The sequence below is a fragment of the Nocardia amikacinitolerans NBRC 108937 genome, from assembly GCF_001612615.1.
GTDB classification, from domain to species: domain Bacteria; phylum Actinomycetota; class Actinomycetes; order Mycobacteriales; family Mycobacteriaceae; genus Nocardia; species Nocardia amikacinitolerans.
The window spans coordinates 183,228-199,504 of record NZ_BDAU01000009.1 but is presented as its reverse complement, the minus strand read 5'-3'; the positions used below and the strand labels follow the sequence as shown (position 1 = coordinate 199,504).

16 protein-coding genes are annotated in these 16,277 nt (G+C 69.5%); 3 read left to right on the top strand and 13 right to left on the bottom strand.

The annotated features are described in order from the left end of the window. The first annotated feature begins 58 nt into the window (after positions 1-58). Positions 59-565 (top strand): peroxynitrite isomerase, encoded by a 507-nt coding sequence (locus NAM01S_RS08995; protein ID WP_301316218.1) that lies wholly within the window; start codon positions 59-61, stop codon positions 563-565. A 37-nt stretch (positions 566-602) separates the two neighbouring features. Here the strand turns inward: NAM01S_RS08995 and NAM01S_RS08990 are convergent, their stop codons facing one another. The 5 genes from NAM01S_RS08990 to dxr form a co-directional block, all read right to left on the bottom strand. Next, positions 603-2,390: a penicillin-binding transpeptidase domain-containing protein gene (locus NAM01S_RS08990; RefSeq protein ID WP_067782245.1), complete on the bottom strand. Its 1,788-nt coding sequence runs from the start codon at positions 2,388-2,390 to the stop codon at positions 603-605. Between the two features lie 57 nt (positions 2,391-2,447). After that, positions 2,448-3,311, bottom strand: coding sequence for a GNAT family N-acetyltransferase (locus NAM01S_RS08985; RefSeq protein WP_084482681.1), 864 nt, complete (start codon positions 3,309-3,311; stop codon positions 2,448-2,450). Between the two features lie 68 nt (positions 3,312-3,379). Next, positions 3,380-4,537, bottom strand: a complete 1,158-nt coding sequence (ispG, locus tag NAM01S_RS08980) for a flavodoxin-dependent (E)-4-hydroxy-3-methylbut-2-enyl-diphosphate synthase (protein ID WP_067782242.1) — start codon at positions 4,535-4,537, stop codon at positions 3,380-3,382. A gap of 183 nt (positions 4,538-4,720) precedes the next feature. Further along, on the bottom strand, positions 4,721-5,917 hold the full coding sequence (locus NAM01S_RS08975) for a M50 family metallopeptidase (protein WP_067782239.1): 1,197 nt from the start codon (positions 5,915-5,917) through the stop codon (positions 4,721-4,723). Between the two features lie 138 nt (positions 5,918-6,055). Beyond that, positions 6,056-7,195 carry a 1-deoxy-D-xylulose-5-phosphate reductoisomerase gene (gene dxr, locus NAM01S_RS08970; RefSeq protein WP_067782237.1) on the bottom strand — a complete coding sequence of 380 codons (1,140 nt, stop codon included), beginning with the start codon at positions 7,193-7,195 and terminating at the stop codon, positions 6,056-6,058. Between the two features lie 143 nt (positions 7,196-7,338). Between dxr and NAM01S_RS08965 the strand changes: the two genes are divergently transcribed. Next, positions 7,339-7,608: a DUF2631 domain-containing protein gene (locus tag NAM01S_RS08965; protein ID WP_067782234.1), complete on the top strand. Its 270-nt coding sequence runs from the start codon at positions 7,339-7,341 to the stop codon at positions 7,606-7,608. Between the two features lie 179 nt (positions 7,609-7,787). Here NAM01S_RS08965 and NAM01S_RS08960 read toward each other — a convergent pair whose 3' ends face one another. Then, the gene (locus NAM01S_RS08960) at positions 7,788-8,744 is read right to left on the bottom strand and encodes a LysR family transcriptional regulator (protein WP_084482679.1); all 957 of its coding nucleotides are present in this window, start codon (positions 8,742-8,744) and stop codon (positions 7,788-7,790) included. Between the two features lie 86 nt (positions 8,745-8,830). On the opposite strand from NAM01S_RS08960, the gene NAM01S_RS08955 reads away from it, so the two are divergent. Further along, positions 8,831-9,256 (top strand): DUF5997 family protein, encoded by a 426-nt coding sequence (locus NAM01S_RS08955; protein WP_067782231.1) that lies wholly within the window; start codon positions 8,831-8,833, stop codon positions 9,254-9,256. Positions 9,257-9,443: 187 nt separating this feature from the next. On the opposite strand, the gene NAM01S_RS08950 is transcribed toward NAM01S_RS08955, so the two are convergent. From NAM01S_RS08950 to tsf, 7 genes are all read right to left on the bottom strand, one after another. After that, positions 9,444-11,066, bottom strand: a complete 1,623-nt coding sequence (locus NAM01S_RS08950) for a serine/threonine-protein kinase (protein ID WP_067782228.1) — start codon at positions 11,064-11,066, stop codon at positions 9,444-9,446. A gap of 16 nt (positions 11,067-11,082) precedes the next feature. After that, complete coding sequence (gene rlmN / locus NAM01S_RS08945; protein WP_067782225.1) at positions 11,083-12,192, bottom strand: dual-specificity RNA methyltransferase RlmN; 1,110 nt, start codon at positions 12,190-12,192, stop codon at positions 11,083-11,085. A gap of 152 nt (positions 12,193-12,344) precedes the next feature. Continuing rightward, the gene (locus NAM01S_RS08940; protein ID WP_067782222.1) at positions 12,345-12,704 is read right to left on the bottom strand and encodes a LapA family protein; all 360 of its coding nucleotides are present in this window, start codon (positions 12,702-12,704) and stop codon (positions 12,345-12,347) included. 66 nt (positions 12,705-12,770) lie between these two features. Next, positions 12,771-13,766, bottom strand: coding sequence for a phosphatidate cytidylyltransferase (locus tag NAM01S_RS08935; protein ID WP_067782218.1), 996 nt, complete (start codon positions 13,764-13,766; stop codon positions 12,771-12,773). A 45-nt stretch (positions 13,767-13,811) separates the two neighbouring features. After that, on the bottom strand, positions 13,812-14,369 hold the full coding sequence (gene frr, locus NAM01S_RS08930; protein WP_067782706.1) for a ribosome recycling factor: 558 nt from the start codon (positions 14,367-14,369) through the stop codon (positions 13,812-13,814). A 51-nt stretch (positions 14,370-14,420) separates the two neighbouring features. Further along, a complete protein-coding gene (pyrH, locus tag NAM01S_RS08925) occupies positions 14,421-15,149 on the bottom strand; it encodes a UMP kinase (RefSeq protein ID WP_067782211.1) in 729 nt (242 codons plus the stop codon). A 258-nt stretch (positions 15,150-15,407) separates the two neighbouring features. After that, positions 15,408-16,232 carry a translation elongation factor Ts gene (tsf, locus tag NAM01S_RS08920; protein WP_067782208.1) on the bottom strand — a complete coding sequence of 275 codons (825 nt, stop codon included), beginning with the start codon at positions 16,230-16,232 and terminating at the stop codon, positions 15,408-15,410. Positions 16,233-16,277 lie beyond the last annotated feature (45 nt).

Sequence of the window (16,277 nt, the reverse complement as noted above, 5' to 3'; positions counted from 1 at the left end):
AGGCCGGGTCGGTGCAATTTCGGGACTCGGGGAGCGAGGCGGCGGACACGGGTCTAGGCTGTCCGCCGTGGTCGATCCCCTGCCGTCCGTCGCTCCCCATCCCGATATCGCACCGCTCGCCTCGCTGCTCGGCACTTGGCGCGGCGGCGGGCACGGTGAGTACCCGACCATCGAACCGTTCGACTACCTGGAGGAGATACGGTTCGGCCACCTCGGCCGCCCGTTCCTCACCTACCGCCAGCGCACCCGCGCGGCCGACGGCAGCAGGTCGATGCACGCCGAGACCGGCTACCTGCGCTGCCCTCGGCCCGATCACGTCGAGCTGATCCTCGCCCACCCGACCGGCATCACCGAGATCTGCGAGGGCGGGCTGACCATCACCGACGGCGAGGTGCGGATGGAGTTCGACTCCACCAGCATCGGCCGCAGCAGCACGGCGAAGGTGGTGACGGCGCTGGGCCGGTCGTTCCGTGTCGCGGGCGACACCATCGACTACACGCTGCGAATGGCCGCGGTCGGCGAACCCCTGACCCACCACCTCGCCGCGACCCTGCACCGCGCCTGACCATCACGGCGGGCCGACCGAGGCCGGGTGACGACCGTCAGTACCCGGTCGGCAGCGCGGCGAACATATCTCGGGTCACCGCGACCGCGTTGTCCGAGCTGCCGCCCTTGACCAGCAATGTCGCGAAGGCCATGTCGCCGCGGTACCCCACGAACCAGGAGTGCGAGCCGCCGTCGACCTCGGCCTCGCCCGTCTTGCCGTACACCTCGCCCTGATCGGCGATGCGTTCGGCGGTGCCGCCGGTGACCACCTTGCGCATCATCGCGCGCAATCCCTCGATCACCTCCGGCGCGATCGCGGGCCGCTCCCCCTCGACGGCCGTGGGCCGCCCCGCGATCAGGTACGGCACCGGCGCCGAGCCGTGCGCGATGGTCGCCGCCATCACCGCCATGCCGAACGGGCTGACCACCACCTTGCCTTGCCCGATCCCGTCCTCGGTGCGCTGCACCAGGTCGTCGGCGGGCGGCACCGACCCGGACGCGGTGGGCAGACCGACCACCGAATAGTCCTGGCCAACACCGAGTTTCGCGGCGGTCACGGCGAGCGCGTCGGCGGGCAGCTGGCTGGCCAGCTTGGCGAAGGAGGTGTTGCAGGACCGTTCGTAGGCGGTGGCCATCGGCACGTCGCCGACGGTGAAATGGTTGTAGTTGGGAATGGTGCGCTCGCCGATGACGATGCTGCTCGGACAGGGCAGCACGGTGTCGGGCGTGGCGAGCCCCTCGGCCATGGCCGCCGCGGCGGTCACCGTCTTGAACACCGAGCCGGGCGGATACTGGCCGATGGTGGCCATCGGCCCGTCCCGGTCCGCCTCCTTGTTCTGCGCGACCGCGAGGATCGCGCCGGTGGACGGGCGCAGCACGACCATCATCGTCTGCTCGGTGCGCAGGTCGACGGCGCGCTGGGCGGCGTTCTGCACGTAGCGGTCGATGCTCAGCGCGAACGACGGCGCCGGTTGCGCGGGCACCTCGGTGAGCACGGCGGTGTCGGCGCCGTGCGCGTTCATGGTGACCACGCTCCAGCCCGATTTGCCGTCCACCTCGGCGATCACCGTCTGGCGCACCTGCGTCATCAGATCGGGGGCGAAGTCGCGGTCGGTGGGCACCATGTCCCACTCCTGGGTCAACCGCACGCCGGGCAGCCCGATGAGCTCGGAGCCGACCTGGTTGTATTCGAGCTCGGTGAGCAGCAGCACGGTGTAGGCGCCGTTGGTGTTTCGCGCGGCCTTCAGGATGGCGTCGGGGGTGAGGCGTTCGTCGAAACGCAGCAGTGCCCGCGACAGCGCCGTGGCCACCGCGCTGGGATCGGCGGCGTCGGACGCGGTGAAGGCGACGCGAGAAACCTTGCCCGGCACCAAGACATCACTGCCGGATTGCTCGTTCACCCTGGCACGCGGGGCCGGGTTCGCGCGCAGCTCCATGGTCTGGGTGTCGCCGAGTTCGGGGTGAATGTTCGAGGACGTCCACCGCACCATCCAGCGCCCGCCGGTGCGGCCCATCTGCAACTGGCCGGTGTAGGTCCAGGTGCGGTCCTTCGGCAGCCGCCACTCGTAGGTGTAGTCGACGGTCGCGGTGTCACCGGTGACGCGGGCCGCGCCCGTGCGCGCGGTCAGGTCCTCGGCCTGTAGGTTCTGCCACGCGGAAGCCAGTGCGGCAGTGGCCTTCTCGGGGTGGCTGGTGAGTTCGGCGGCCGCGGTGAGATCGTTCTCGGCGAAGGCGGCGACGAAGGCGTCCGCCGCGGGCGCCGGGCCCTGCGGACCGGCCGAGCAGCCCGCGGCCGCGGCGGCGAGCACCGCGACGGCCAGCGGAATCAACATGCGTGTCGACATCGCTGCCGATGGTACTGGCCACGAACGGGCAAATGCCTGCGGCGCACCGTTTCTCGTTCAGTCGAGCAGGACGGTGGCGAATGTCGCGATCTGGCGGAATCCGACGCGGCCGTAGGCGCGGCGGGCCACGGTGTTGAAGTCGTTCACGTACAGGCTCGCGGTGCGACCGGAGGCCACCACCGCGTTGGCCACCGCCGCAGTGCCGCTGGTGCCGACGCCTTTGCCGCGCCGGTCCGGATGCACCCACACGCCCTGGATCTGGCCGGTGCGCCGGGACAGCGACCCGACCTCGGCCTTGAAGACCACCTCGCCGTCCTCGAAACGTGCCCAGGCGCGGCCGGATTCGATGAGATTCTGGATGCGGCGCCGGTAGCCGCGACCACCGTCGCCCGCCCTCGGGTCGACGCCGACCTCTTCGATGAACATGGCGATCGCCGCGTTGAGGTAGCGGTCCAGTTCGTCCGGTCTCGCCCTGCGCACCTGCGGGTCGGCCGTGGCCAGCGCAGGCTGACCGAGGGCGAGCAGCGGTTGGGTGCCGCGCAGTTCCCGCTCCGGGCCCCAGCTGTCGCTGAGCATCTCCCACAGCGGCAGCGCGAGCTCTTGGCGGCCGACCACCGAGGAGCAGATTCGCGGCCAGCGCGTCGCGCGGTCGGCGAAGGCGCGCAACGCGTCGTTGTCACCACGCAGCGGCACCAGATTCGCTCCGGAGAAGCAGAGGGATTCGGCGGGACCGCCGCGGCTCCACAGCTCACCGTGCCCGCCCCTGGCGTCCAGCCCGTATTCCTGCAATCGGGCCGCGATCATGCACGAGGCGACCGGATCGCTGTCGAGCACTCGCAGGACCTGCGCCAGATCCCGGTTGGCGAGCTGACGCGCGGGGGCGAACTTCGCTCTTCGCGTCGGCTCCAGCAGACTCCGCACAATCGACAGCCTGCCACGAACGCGGCCGATGCGGTACGGGTATCCGAAACCCGCTGGTCGAGGCGGCCTCAGCCGACGGTGACGACCGGCTCCCCCGCACCCGCGCTCTCGCCCATCTCCTCGGCGATGCGCATGGCCTCCTCGATCAGGGTCTCCACGATCTGCGCCTCCGGCACGGTCTTGATGACCTCGCCCTTGACGAAGATCTGCCCCTTGCCGTTGCCCGAGGCCACCCCGAGATCCGCTTCGCGCGCCTCGCCGGGGCCGTTCACGACGCAGCCCATCACCGCGACCCGCAGCGGCACCTCCATGCCCTCCAGACCGGCGGTCACCTCGTTGGCCAGCGTGTAGACGTCCACCTGGGCGCGACCGCAGGACGGGCAGGAGACGATCTCGAGCTTGCGCGGACGCAGGTTCAGCGACTGCAGGATCTGGCCGCCGACCTTGACCTCCTCGGCGGGCGGGGCGGACAGCGAGACCCGGATGGTGTCACCGATGCCCTCGCTCAGCAGCGCGCCGAACGCGACGGCGGACTTGATCGTGCCTTGGAACGCCGGGCCGGCCTCGGTCACACCGAGGTGCAGCGGGTAGTCGCATTGCGCGGCCAGCTGGCGGTAGGCCTCCACCATGATCACCGGATCGTTGTGCTTGACCGAGATCTTGATGTCGCCGAAGCCGTGCTCCTCGAACAGGCTCGCCTCCCACAGCGCCGACTCCACCAGCGCCTCCGGGGTGGCCTTGCCGTACTTCTCCATCATTCGCTTGTCCAGCGAACCGGCGTTCACGCCGATGCGGATCGGGATACCGGCGGCGCCCGCGGCCTTCGCGACTTCCTTGACCCGGCCGTCGAACTCCTTGATGTTGCCCGGGTTCACGCGCACGGCGGCGCAGCCCGCGTCGATGGCGGCGAAGATGTAGCGGGGCTGGAAGTGGATGTCGGCGATCACCGGGATCTGCGACTTGCGGGCGATGGTCGCCAGCGCGTCGGCGTCCTCCTGGCGGGGACAGGCGACCCGGACGATGTCGCAGCCCGAGGCGGTGAGCTCGGCGATCTGCTGCAGGGTCGCGTTGACGTCGTGGGTCTTGGTGGTGGTCATCGACTGCACCGAAATCGGGTGGTCGCTGCCCACGCCGACACCACCGACCATGAGCTGGCGGGTCTTGCGCCGGGGCGCGAGAACGGCCGCGGGTGCGGCGGGCATCCCCAGTCCGATTGTGCTGGTCACTTTCGGCTGCCTACTTTCCGTACGTGTGCTGCGGGCCGTTCGCCTACCGAGCTTAGCCGCGCGCGGTGGACCACCACCCTGTGACGCCCGTGACACGGCATGACAACGAGATGTCCCGCGATTGCCCGCGACAGACTACCCCGCCGCGTCCCAGCAGGGTGTGGGCAGGTTCACCGGAAAGACTCAGGGAAACAGCCGGATCGGGTTCACGATGTCGGCGGCCAGCGTCAGCACCATGTACGCGCCGCCGAGCGCCACCGCGACGTAGGTCGCGGGCAACAATTTGAGGTAGTCGACCGGACCTGCGGGGGCCAAGCCGCGCCAACCGCGGATGGTGTTGCGGAGCTTCTCGTAGAGCACCACGGCGATGTGACCGCCGTCCAGCGGCAGCAGCGGCAGGATGTTGAACGCGCCGAGGAAGAAGTTCAGGCTGGCCAGCATCAGCACGAACACCTGCCACAGGCCCGCCTGTGCGCTCTCGCCGCCGATGCGGCTCGCGCCGTAGATGCTGACCGGGGTCTCCGGGTCGCGCGCGCCGCCGGTGACCGCGTCCCACAGCGCCGCGACCTTGGCGGGCATCTGGGCCAGCGCCTCGAAGGTGCGCACGAACAGGTCGCCGGTGAAGGAGGCCGCGGCGGGGATGGCCGTGACGATGTTCTCCTTCTCGATCGGCGGCACGTCCAAGGTGACGCCGACCGCGCTGACCTCGGTCTTCGCGCCGTCCTTCGTGTAGCGCGTCACCGGCTGCGGGGAGACTGTCACCTGCACCCGCTGTCCGGCGCGGTCCACGGTGTAGGTGATCGGGCCCTGCTGCTTGCGGGTCTGCTCGGTGAACGCCGCCCACGTGTCGACCGCGACGCCGTTCACGGCGGTGACGGTGTCGCCCGGCTGGAGTCCGCCCTGCTGCGCGGGGCCGGGGCCGGTGCACTGCTGCAGCGTCCCGTCCGGATTGGCGTCCGCGACGCAGCTCAGGGTTCCCACGGTCGGGGTCGGCTCGTCCAGTCGCGGCAGGCCCCATCCGACGGCGAGCACCACGATCAGCAGGAAGCCGAGCACGAAGTTCATGACGATGCCGCCCACCATGACCACGAGCCGCTTCCAGGTCGCCTGGCGATACATCGCGCGGTCGAGGTCTTCCGGCCGCACCTCGTCCAATGCGGTCATGCCCGCGATGTCACAGAAGCCGCCGAGCGGGATGGCCTTGACGCCGTATTCGGTCTCGCCGCGGTGGGTGGACCACAGCGTCGGTCCGAAGCCGACGAAGTAGCGGCGCACCTTCATGCCGGTGGCCTGGGCCGCCCACATGTGTCCGCATTCGTGCAGGGCGACCGAGATCAGGATGCCGAGCGCGAACAGCACGAACCCCATGGCGAACACCATTTGCTCTCCAGCCCTCCTGCGTTGCGCAGCTCGTAGACATCCCGCGCACGCGCCGGCGCGGCCGCGAGCACCCCGACCACACTAGTGCGTACGCCTCAGTCTGCCAGCGCGCGGCCGGACGCGCCCGACACCGGCGGTTCAGGCTCCGACGACACGCCGGGCGTAGTCGCGCGCCCAGCTGTCGGCGGCGAGCACCTCGGCCAGGCTCTGCGGCTCGACGCGCCACTGGTCGGCCGCCTCCACCGCACGAGCCACCGTCCGCACGATCGCAGGGAAGCCGATGAGACCGTCGAGGAAGGCCTGGACCGCGATCTCGTTGGCGGCGTTGTAGACCGCGGTGACGCTGCCGCCCGCGATGCCCGCCTGCCTGGCCAGTTCGACCGCGGGGAACACCTCGTTGTCGACGGGCTCGAAGGTCCAGGTGGTCGCGGTTCCGAAATCGCACGGGGCCGCGGCGCCGGGCACCCGGTCCGGCCAGCCGAGGGCCAGCGCGATAGGGAGCTTCATGTCCGGCGGACTGGCCTGCGCCAACGTGGAGCCGTCGGTGAAGGTGACCATCGAGTGCACGATCGACTGCGGGTGCACGGTGACGTCGATGCGGTCGTAGGGAATGCCGAACAGCAGGTGCGTCTCGATCAGCTCTAGGCCCTTGTTGACCAGCGACGCCGAATTCAACGTGTTCATCAGACCCATCGACCAGGTCGGATGCGCCTTGGCCTCGGCAGGGCTGACCGATTCGAGCATCTCGGCGGTCCAGCCGCGGAACGGGCCGCCCGAGGCGGTCAGCACCAGCCGGTCCACCTCCTCGGCCCGGCCGCCGCGCAGGCACTGCGCCAGCGCCGAATGCTCCGAGTCCACCGGCACGATCTGGCCGGGTGCGGCGGCGCGGGTCACCAGCGAACCGCCCGCGACGAGCGACTCCTTGTTGGCCAGCGCGAGGCGGGTGCCCGATTCCAGGGTGGCCAGGGTCGGTTCCAGGCCGAGCGAGCCGACCAGCGCGTTGAGCACGACGTCGGCCTCGGTGCGGCGCACCAGGTCGGTGACCGCCGCGGGGCCGGAGAACGGAATGTCCAGTGCCGCGGCGGCGGCCGGATCGGCGACGGCGACATTGCGGGTCCCGGTGGCCGCCATCTGCGCGGCGAACAGCTCGGTATTGCCGCCGCGTGCGGCCAATCCGACCACCTCGAACTTGTCGGGGTTGGCGGCGATCACCTCGAGCGCCTGGGTACCAATGGATCCGGTGCTGCCGAGCAGCAGGACTCTCACGATGTCGGACACCCAGTCATTGTGTCCTACCGCGCGGGGCGTCTGGTCGTGCGCGGCCCGACTACCAACGACGCGGCGTCGTATGTCACGATATCGACCAGTAGCCCAAGAGTGCGTACCGGAAGTTCGGTACCCGAACCACCTGAGGAGCGATCGTGGCCGCCACGGACATCGAACCCGCCAACAACGAGCGCGCCGTCGTCACTCACGTGGACACCGCCGAGGTTCCCTCCGCGGAGTGGGGCTGGAGCGGTGAGTCGCGCCGCACCTTCCGCATCGCGGGCTGGTTCGTCGCGTTCGCCCTGCTGGCCATGATCATCGGCAACCACAAGGGGCTGATCGAGGACATCTACCTCGTCGGCTTCGCCGCGCTGATCGTGGTCATCCTGGTGCGCGACTCGATCCTGCGGCGCAAGCCCAGGTAGCCCTGATACTTTCGCGGCCGCGCCGCTCGGTGCACACCGGGAGCGCGGCCGTTGTCCTGCCTGCCGAGCGGTCGTCGAGGAGCGCCGCAGATGACGTGGGTGAGGCCGCGATCGCGGAGATCCGCGCGCGCCTGCGCGACGATATCCTGCCGCGCGTCCACGAGGCGGAACAGCGCGAATCAGCGACCGCGCCGCTTGCTCGGCTTCTTCGCGCCGGAGGAGCGCGCACCGCGAGCCGGAGTAGCGCTCTTCCCTGCTGCGGACTTCTTCTGTGCCACAGGCTTTTTCGTCGCCGTCTTCGGTTGCCGCGCGGCGGTGGTCGACGGCGAGCGCGAGCTGCGTTCGGAGCGGCCGCGCACCACACCGACGAATTCCTCCACCAGCTCCGTGGTCTCGGCCGTGGGCCAGGCCAGGGCGATCTCGGTGTCGGGATGATCGGTGACGGTGCGGTAGACCAAGTCGCGGCGGGCGTGCAGGCGCGCGATGGAATGCGGGACGATGGCGAGTCCGACTCCGGCGGCGACCATTTCGAAGGTGACCGCCGCCGCGTCGATGTCCGAGGCGTCCTGCATGCGCTCGTCGGCCAGGTCCGCGGCGGTGACCTCGGTGAAGAGCGAGATCGGATGTTCCTTGGGCACCACGACGACCGGCATCTCCCGGTACAGCGGAATCGCGCTGAGCCCTTCGCGGTCGATGGGCAGGCGGACGAAGCACATGTCGACCTGACCGTCCCGCAGGGCGGTCAGCTGGCCGGTGGCGGCGAGCGGAATCGTCCGCAAGGGGACCTCGGGAAACCGCTCGGCCCAGATCCGCTCCCACTTCGACACCGTGACGCCGGGCACGAAACCCACCCGCAGCTCGGCCGTGACCGCGGGCTCCGGCTCGGCCACTTCCCGGCGCGCGATGACCGCGCGGGCGGCCGCGAGCAGCGCGCGTCCCTCGTCGGTGAGCTGCGTCGGCTGGGCGCCGGGGACGAACAGCTTCGTGCCGAGTTCGGTCTCCAGGTCGATGACCGTCCTGCTGAGCCGCTGACGCGCGATACCGAGACTCTTCGCCGCCCGCGCGAAATGCAGCTCTTCGGCCACCGCGACGAACCAGCGCAACCGCTGGACGTCGATCGACTCCACCTGACTCATTCGGTAAAGGGTATTGCACGACGTGCGCGGCCTCGGACGGTCGCCGCGACGACAGGGGCACTCCGGCCGTCGACTAGGCTGTCCCGGTGAGCCCGGACAAGAAACCGCAGATGATGAAGCCGCTGACCGCGGCGGACAAGCTCGGCATCTACCTCCCCGCCGCGCCGGAGGAGTTCCGGAACTCGCCGATCTCCCGCGCCGACCTCGACCGGCTGCGCACCGATCCCCCTGCCTGGCTCACCGAACTGCGCCGCACCGGCCCCTTCCCCCGCGACATCACCGCCCGCAAACTCGGCATCTCCAACAGCGGCCTGGCCCGCTCCGGCGTCTCCGACGCCCTCACCTCCGACGAGATCACCGCCCTCCTCGCCGACCCCCCGGAATGGCTGACCCGCGAACGCGAGAACTACCAGGCCGTCCTCCGCGAGAACGAGCGCGTCAAGGCGAAGGAAGCCGAACGCCGCGCCACCACCAACCGCCCGGCCAAGAACCGCTTCGGCACCGGATCCTGAAACCGTCGGCCCCGCCGCACCGAACAGCTTCCGTGTACGAGGGTGCGGCTGGAGGTAAGGCTGCCGGACGAAGTCCGTCCTCAGGCCGCGCGTGGCCGGAGCGAAGGCGGAGATGCGCCGGAAGGGTGCTGCCGGACGGAGTTCCGTCCCCGGCCGCGAAGGGCCGGAGCGGAAGGTGCAGGCTGCCTCAGAGCGGCGCGTTGCGGACCTTCGTCGCGAGTTCGTCGTCCCGGCGCGTGGGGCCGTGGAAGGTCAGTACCCAGCGGTCGCGTGACGGGTCGGAGAAGGTCGACAGGATGAGCGCGGACTCGCCGTAGTTGTCGTTGTAGAGGAAGCGTTCGTCAGTCCTTGTGCCTTCCGTGCTGGAACCTTCGGACCTCGCCCGCGACTTGAACGTGCTGACCGCCCGCCGCGCCGCCTCCGCGCTCGGGAAGGCGTAGAAGCGATACGCGAGCTTGGCGCCGCCCTCCAGCAGACATTCCCAGCGGGCCTGCCAGTGGTCGAAGGCGGATTGATCGCCCCTTTCGGCCTGCCAGTCCTTCCATTCGGAGGCCGGGCGGCAGGATGCGCCGTGGTAGCCCCTACCGGTGTCGCGGTTGCCGCTCGGCAGCATCCCGGGAAACGCCGCCGACATCGCCGACAGATCCTTGTGTCCTTTGGAGCGTCCGGTCAGCTGCGACACCCAGGTCGAATCGTCGGTGAACACGAAGGTCCCGCACCCGGCGAGCAGCACGAAGACGAGGCCGAGAATCACCGCGAGCACCTTCGCGCCGGAACCGCCCCGCCTCGGCGCGACGGGCGGACGATACCCCGATGGTGCGGCGCCGTAACCGGGCGGATAGCCCTGCGGCACACCGGCGTTCGCATAGTGCGGCGTGGGCTGGGCGTAGCGCGGCGGATGCGCCACCGGCATCGGGTTCGGCGCCGAGCCCTGCGGACCCGGGTGCGGCCTCGGCTGCGCCACGGCGTGCGGCGCGCTGACCGGTCCCCGCAACGCCTGCTGCACGGCCGCGGCGAACTCCGCGCAGGAGTCGAACCGATCCGCGGGCCGTTTGGCGAGCGCGCGATCGAGCACCGCGTCCACTGCGGGCGGCAGACCGGGACGCACCGAACTCAGCGGCGGAGGCGGCTGCTTCAGGTGTCCCTGGATCACCGCGACGGCCTGCGGCGAGTCGAACGGCACGGTGCCGGACAGCAACCAGTACAGCGTGCAGGCCAGCGAGTACTGGTCGGTCCGGTGATCGAGCGGCGCCCCCGTCAGCTGTTCCGGCGCGGCATACGCGAGCGTCGCGGTGAAGGTGCCGGTCTGGGTGAGCTGCCTGGTGTCCTCGCGCGGGCGGGCGATGCCGAAATCGGTGAGCAGCACCCGCTCCTGCCCGGCCGAACGGGAGAGCAGGATGTTCGCGGGCTTCACGTCGCGGTGCAGCACGCCCATGCGGTGCGCGTAGTCCAGCGCCAGCGCGGTCTCGCCGACGATCTGGGCGGCGCGCTGCGGCGGCAGGGTGCTCGGCTCCACCGAGGACGCGTCGACGCCGTCGATGAACTGCATGGAAATCCACAGCTGCTCGTTCTCGATGCCGCGGTCGTAGACGGTCACGATGTTGGGATGGTCCAGCTGCGCGACCAGATCGGCCTCGCGCTCGAACCGCGCGCGAATCTCCGCGTCGGAGAACAACTCCCGATTCAGCAGCTTGAGCGCGGTACGGCGGGGCAGCCGCGGGTGCGCGGCAAGATACACCGCGCCCATGCCACCCTGCCCAAGCAGTCGTTCGATGGCATATCCGGCGAATACGTCACCTGGCTGCAGCAACGGCCCCCCTCGGGATTCAGTTCTCGGCGGCCAGCTGCCCGCAGGCGGCGGCGATCTCCTGGCCGCGGGTGTCACGGACGGTGCATGGCACGCCCTGGGCATTGACCCTTCGGACGAATTCCTGCTCGACCGGTTTCGGGCTGGCGTCCCACTTGCTGCCCGGGGTCGGGTTGAGCGGGATGACGTTGACGTGCACGCGCGAGCCGAGCGCCTTGTGCAGTTTGGCGCCGAGCATGTCGGCGCGCCACGGCTGATCGTTGATGTCGCGGATGAGCGCGTACTCGACCGAGACGCGACGGCCGGTCGTGTCGGCGTAGTAGCGCGCCGCGTCCAGCACCTCGGCCACCGGCCAGCGGTTGTTCACCGGCACCAGGGTGTCGCGCAGTTCGTCGTCGGGCGTGTGCAGCGAGACGGCCAGCGTCACCGAGAGGCCTTCGTCGGCCAGCTTGCGGATGGCGGGCGCCAGGCCGACGGTCGAGACCACGACGTTGCGCTGCGAGATGCCGAGGCCGTCCGGCGCGGGCGAGGTGATGCGGCGCACCGCGGCGACCACCCGCTTGTAGTTGGCAAGCGGCTCGCCCATGCCCATGAAGACGATGTTCGACAGCCTGCCCTCGCCGCCCGCCACCTCGCCGTCGCGCAGCGCGGCCGCGGCGGCGCGCACCTGGTCGACGATCTCGGCGGTGGACAGGTTGCGGTTCAGCCCGCCCTGCCCGGTCGCGCAGAACGGGCAGGCCATGCCGCAACCCGCCTGGCTGGAGATGCACAGGGTGTTGCGGTCGGCGTAGCGCATGAGCACGCTCTCCAGCAGGGTGCCATCACCGGCCCGCCACAGCGTCTTGCGGGTCTGGCCGTCGTCACAGGCGACGTGCTTGACCACCGTGAGCAGCGGCGGGAACAGCGCCGAGCCGATCTTCTCCCGCACCGCGGCGGGCAGATCGGTCATCAGCTCGGGATCGGCCTGCAACCGCCCGAAGTACTGCCGCGCGATCTGGTCGGCGCGGAACTTGGGCAAGCCCAGCTCCTCGACCGCCGCGCGCCGCCCCTCGGCATCGAGATCGGCGAGATGGCGCGGCGGCATGCCGCGGCGCGGAGCGTCGAAAACCAAGGGCAGGGAGGCGGTCATAGTTCTTCCAGTCTCTCATCCGCCCCACGCGCTCGAATGCTCAGGCCGAAACAGTGCGCGACGACACAGCCGGTCGAGCATCCCTGGGTGCTGTTCGGACCTTCGGACCGGAACGGCGCGCTCGGCAGCCGGAGTTTCCCGACTCCGAGGGTTCAGTGCTTGGCCGCCCGCCGCAACTGCAAGATGCGCATGCCGCCGACCAGTGCCATCACCAGCGCTCCGCTGATCACCGAGAGCAGGACGGCGACACCGAGGGGAAGGTGGAAGTTCCAGAAGAACATGCTGACTTCGACGGTCTGCAGATTCTGCAGGATGAAGATGAGCAGCAGGATCATGATCAGCGTGCCCACCACCAGCCCCACCCAGGCGTAGCCGGTCCGCGAGGAGATCGAGGGTTTGGCGCCCGTCATGGGTGGCCTGGTCGCGGGCGGCGCGGGCGGCGGCGTGGTCGGTGGGACGGTCGGCTTGTCGCGCCGGCTCGCCTCTGGCTCGTGCTCGGCATTCGTGGACATGCCTCGATCATGGACGATCGCCATCGCGGTCGCCGGGATTTGGCGGCATGTCGCCAAAGGGGCCGGTCAGAGCAGCGTGCTCAGCACCAGCCAGGAGACGAACGCGGACGGCAGCATCGAGTCAAGCCGGTCCATAATGCCGCCGTGCCCGGGCAGCAGAGTGCCCATGTCCTTGATGCCGAGTTCCCGCTTGATCTGCGACTCGATCAGATCACCGACGGTCGCGACCAGCACCAGCCCGACACCGAGCACCACGCCGATCATCGAATTGGCGTCCAGCAGCAGGGTGACCGTCAGCAGACCGCCGATCACACTGAACACCAGCGAGCCGCCGAAACCCTCCCAGGATTTCTTCGGGCTTATCGACGGCACCATCGGATGCTTGCCGAACAGCACGCCCGCCACATAGCCGCCCACGTCGGAGCAGACCACCAGGATCATGAAGGTGAGCACCCGCAGGTTGCCGTCGGGCTCGAGCAGCAGCAGCGTCGCGAAGGACGCGAGCAGCGGGACCCAGGCGAGGGTGAAGACCGCGATCGCCGTGTCGCGCAGGAAGTTCCGCGGCGCGGTCCGCAGACCGTGGTCGAACAGTCGCCACACCATGCAGGTCAGCGCGGTGGCCGCGAACGCGCCCGCGACACCGCTCGCGCCCCACGGCCAGCCGAGCCAGAACACCGCCTGCCCGCCGACGATCAGCGGAATCCGCGGGACGAGCACGTCGGCCTCGCGCAGTCGCTTGGCCACCTCCCAGGTGGCCACGCCGACACCGGCCGCCGCGACCGGGATGAACACCAGCGGCGCGAACAGCAGGATCGCGATGAGCGAGAGGCCGAGCCCGAAGCCGACCGCGAGCGCGGCGGGCAGGTTGCGGCCCGCTCGCGACGTCGTGGCAGCGGGCGCCGGGACGACCGGCTCGGGGGGAACGGAATGCTCGTGGAACGGTCCGGCCGTGAAGTCACCCGCATGGCCCGGGGTCTCTGCGGAGGTGCCGCTCCCCGGCGTCGGCTCCTCGGCCGCACCCGTTGCGGCGGCATTGTCGGCCACGATTGTCCCGTCGCTCACTCGTTGTTCCTCGTCCCCCGCCCGTGCGGGCCCTCGGATCTGCCGTCAGACCTCGAGAAGTTCGGCTTCCTTGTGCTTGACCAGCTCGTCGATGCTGTGCACATATTTGGCGGTGGTCTTGTCGAGCTCCTTCTCGGCGCGCCCGACCTCGTCCTCACCCGCCTCGCCATCCTTCTGGATGCGCGAGAGTTCGTCCATGGCCTTGCGGCGCACGTTGCGAATTGCGACCTTGGCGTCCTCGCCCTTGCTCTTGGCCTGCTTGACCAGCTCGCGGCGGCGTTCCTCGGTGAGCTGCGGGATGGAGATACGCAGGATGTCACCGTTGTTGGTGGGGTTGACACCGAGATCCGAGTTGCGGATCGCGGTCTCGATCGCACCTAGCTGCCCGGCCTCGTAGGGCTTGATCACCACCATCCGCGGCTCGGGCACCGTGATGCTGGACATCTGGGTGACCGGGGTGGGCGATCCGTAGTAGTCCACGACGACTCGGGAGAACATGCCCGGATTCGCGCGTCCCGTCCGGATGGTCCCGAGATCGTCCTTCGCCACCGAGACGGCCTTCTCCATCTTCTCCTCGGCGTCGAAGAGCGCTTCTTCAATCACGACCGTTTCCTCCACAGCGTCGTCATCGTCATGATCCGCGGTTCGCGGGTGTCAGGACCGAACCAATGTGCCGATCTTCTCACCGGCGACCGCTCGGGCGATATTGCCCTTCGTCAACAGATTGAACACCAGGATGGGCATCTGGTTGTCCATACACAGGCTGAAGGCCGTGGCGTCCGCGACCTTCAGGTCGCGCTCGATGACCTCTTTGTGCGTGATTTCGGTGTACATCGTCGCGGTCTCGTCGACCCGCGGATCCGCGGTGAAGACGCCGTCGACCGCCTTGGCCATCAGCACCACGTCGGCGCCGATCTCCAGGGCCCGCTGGGCTGCGGTGGTGTCGGTGGAGAAGTACGGCATGCCCATGCCCGCGCCGAAGATGACGACTCGGCCCTTCTCCAGGTGGCGCTTGGCGCGCAGCGGCAAGTACGGCTCCGCGACCTGGCCCATCGTGATCGCGGTCTGCACCCGGGTGTCGATGCCCTGCTTCTGCAGAAAGTCTTGCAGCGCAAGGCTGTTCATCACGGTGCCGAGCATGCCCATGTAGTCCGAGCGGGCCCGCTCCATGCCACGCTCTTCCAGCTCGGCGCCGCGGAAGAAGTTGCCGCCGCCGATGACAACGGCCACCTGCACGCCGGTCGCGACGACCTCGGCGATCTGCTCGGCGACGGTCTGTACGACGTCCGGGTCGAGGCCGACCTTGCCGCCGCCGAACATCTCGCCGCCCAGTTTGAGAAGCACCCGGCGATATCCTGGGCGTTCGTTCCCCGGGTCCGTCATCGGTGCTCTTCTCCTTCGGCGATGGTGGTGTTCTCAGCATGCTGAGACATCAGGGGTAAAGCGGATAGGTTTGCGATCCCGCAACACAAGGCGGTCACTATCCTGCCCTACTCGGTTTCGGCGACCGCAGAAGACCCCCTCCGACACCGCGCGGGCGGCGGGAATCGGGCCGGTCGCTGCCGCCGCGTCGCGGCCGGACGCGGACAGCAGAAGGCCCCTCCCCTGTCGCTGTGACGGAGGAGGGGCCTTCGCAGGCTGTCAGGCCTGGCCGACCTCGAACCGCGCGAAGCGGCTCACGGTGACACCGGCCTCGTCCAGCAGGGCCTTGACGGTCTTCTTCGAGTCGGTGACCGACGCCTGCTCGAGCAGGACGACGTCCTTGAAGAAGCCGTTGACGCGGCCCTCGGTGATCTTCGGCAGCGCGGCCTCGGGCTTGCCCTCCTCGCGAGCGGTCTGCTCGGCGATGCGGCGCTCGTTCTCCACGACCTCGGCCGGAACCTCGTCGCGGGTCACGTACTTGGCCTTCAGCGCGGCGATCTGCATGGCGGCGGCGCGAGCGGCCTCGGCCGCGGCCTCGCCCTCACCCTGGTACTCGACCAGCACGCCGACGGCGGGCGGCAGGTCCGAGGAGCGCTTGTGCAGGTAGGTCGCGACCGGGCCCTCGAAGGACACGGCGCGGCGCAGCTCCAGCTTCTCGCCGATCTTCGCGGCGAGTTCCTGCACGGCCTGGTCGGCGGTCTTGCCGCCCAGGTCGACGGCCTTGAGCGCGTCCAGGTCGGCGGGGCGAGCCTTGGCGGCCGCCGCGACGATCTGGTTGGCCAGACCCTGGAACTCGTCGTTCTTGGCGACGAAGTCGGTCTCGGAGTTGATCTCGATCAGCACGCCGTCCTGCGCGGCGACCAGGCCCTCGGCGGTGGCGCGCTCAGCGCGCTTGCCGACGTCCTTGGCACCCTTGATGCGCAGGACCTCGACGGCCTTCTCGAAGTCACCGTCGGTCTCTTCGAGGGCCTTCTTGCAGTCCATCATCCCGGAGCCGGTCAGCTCCCGGAGCCGCTTCACATCGGCAGCGGTGTAGTTCGCCATCGGTGGCGAGCCTCCTTTGGAGAAGTTCAGTTACTGGGCAGCGGT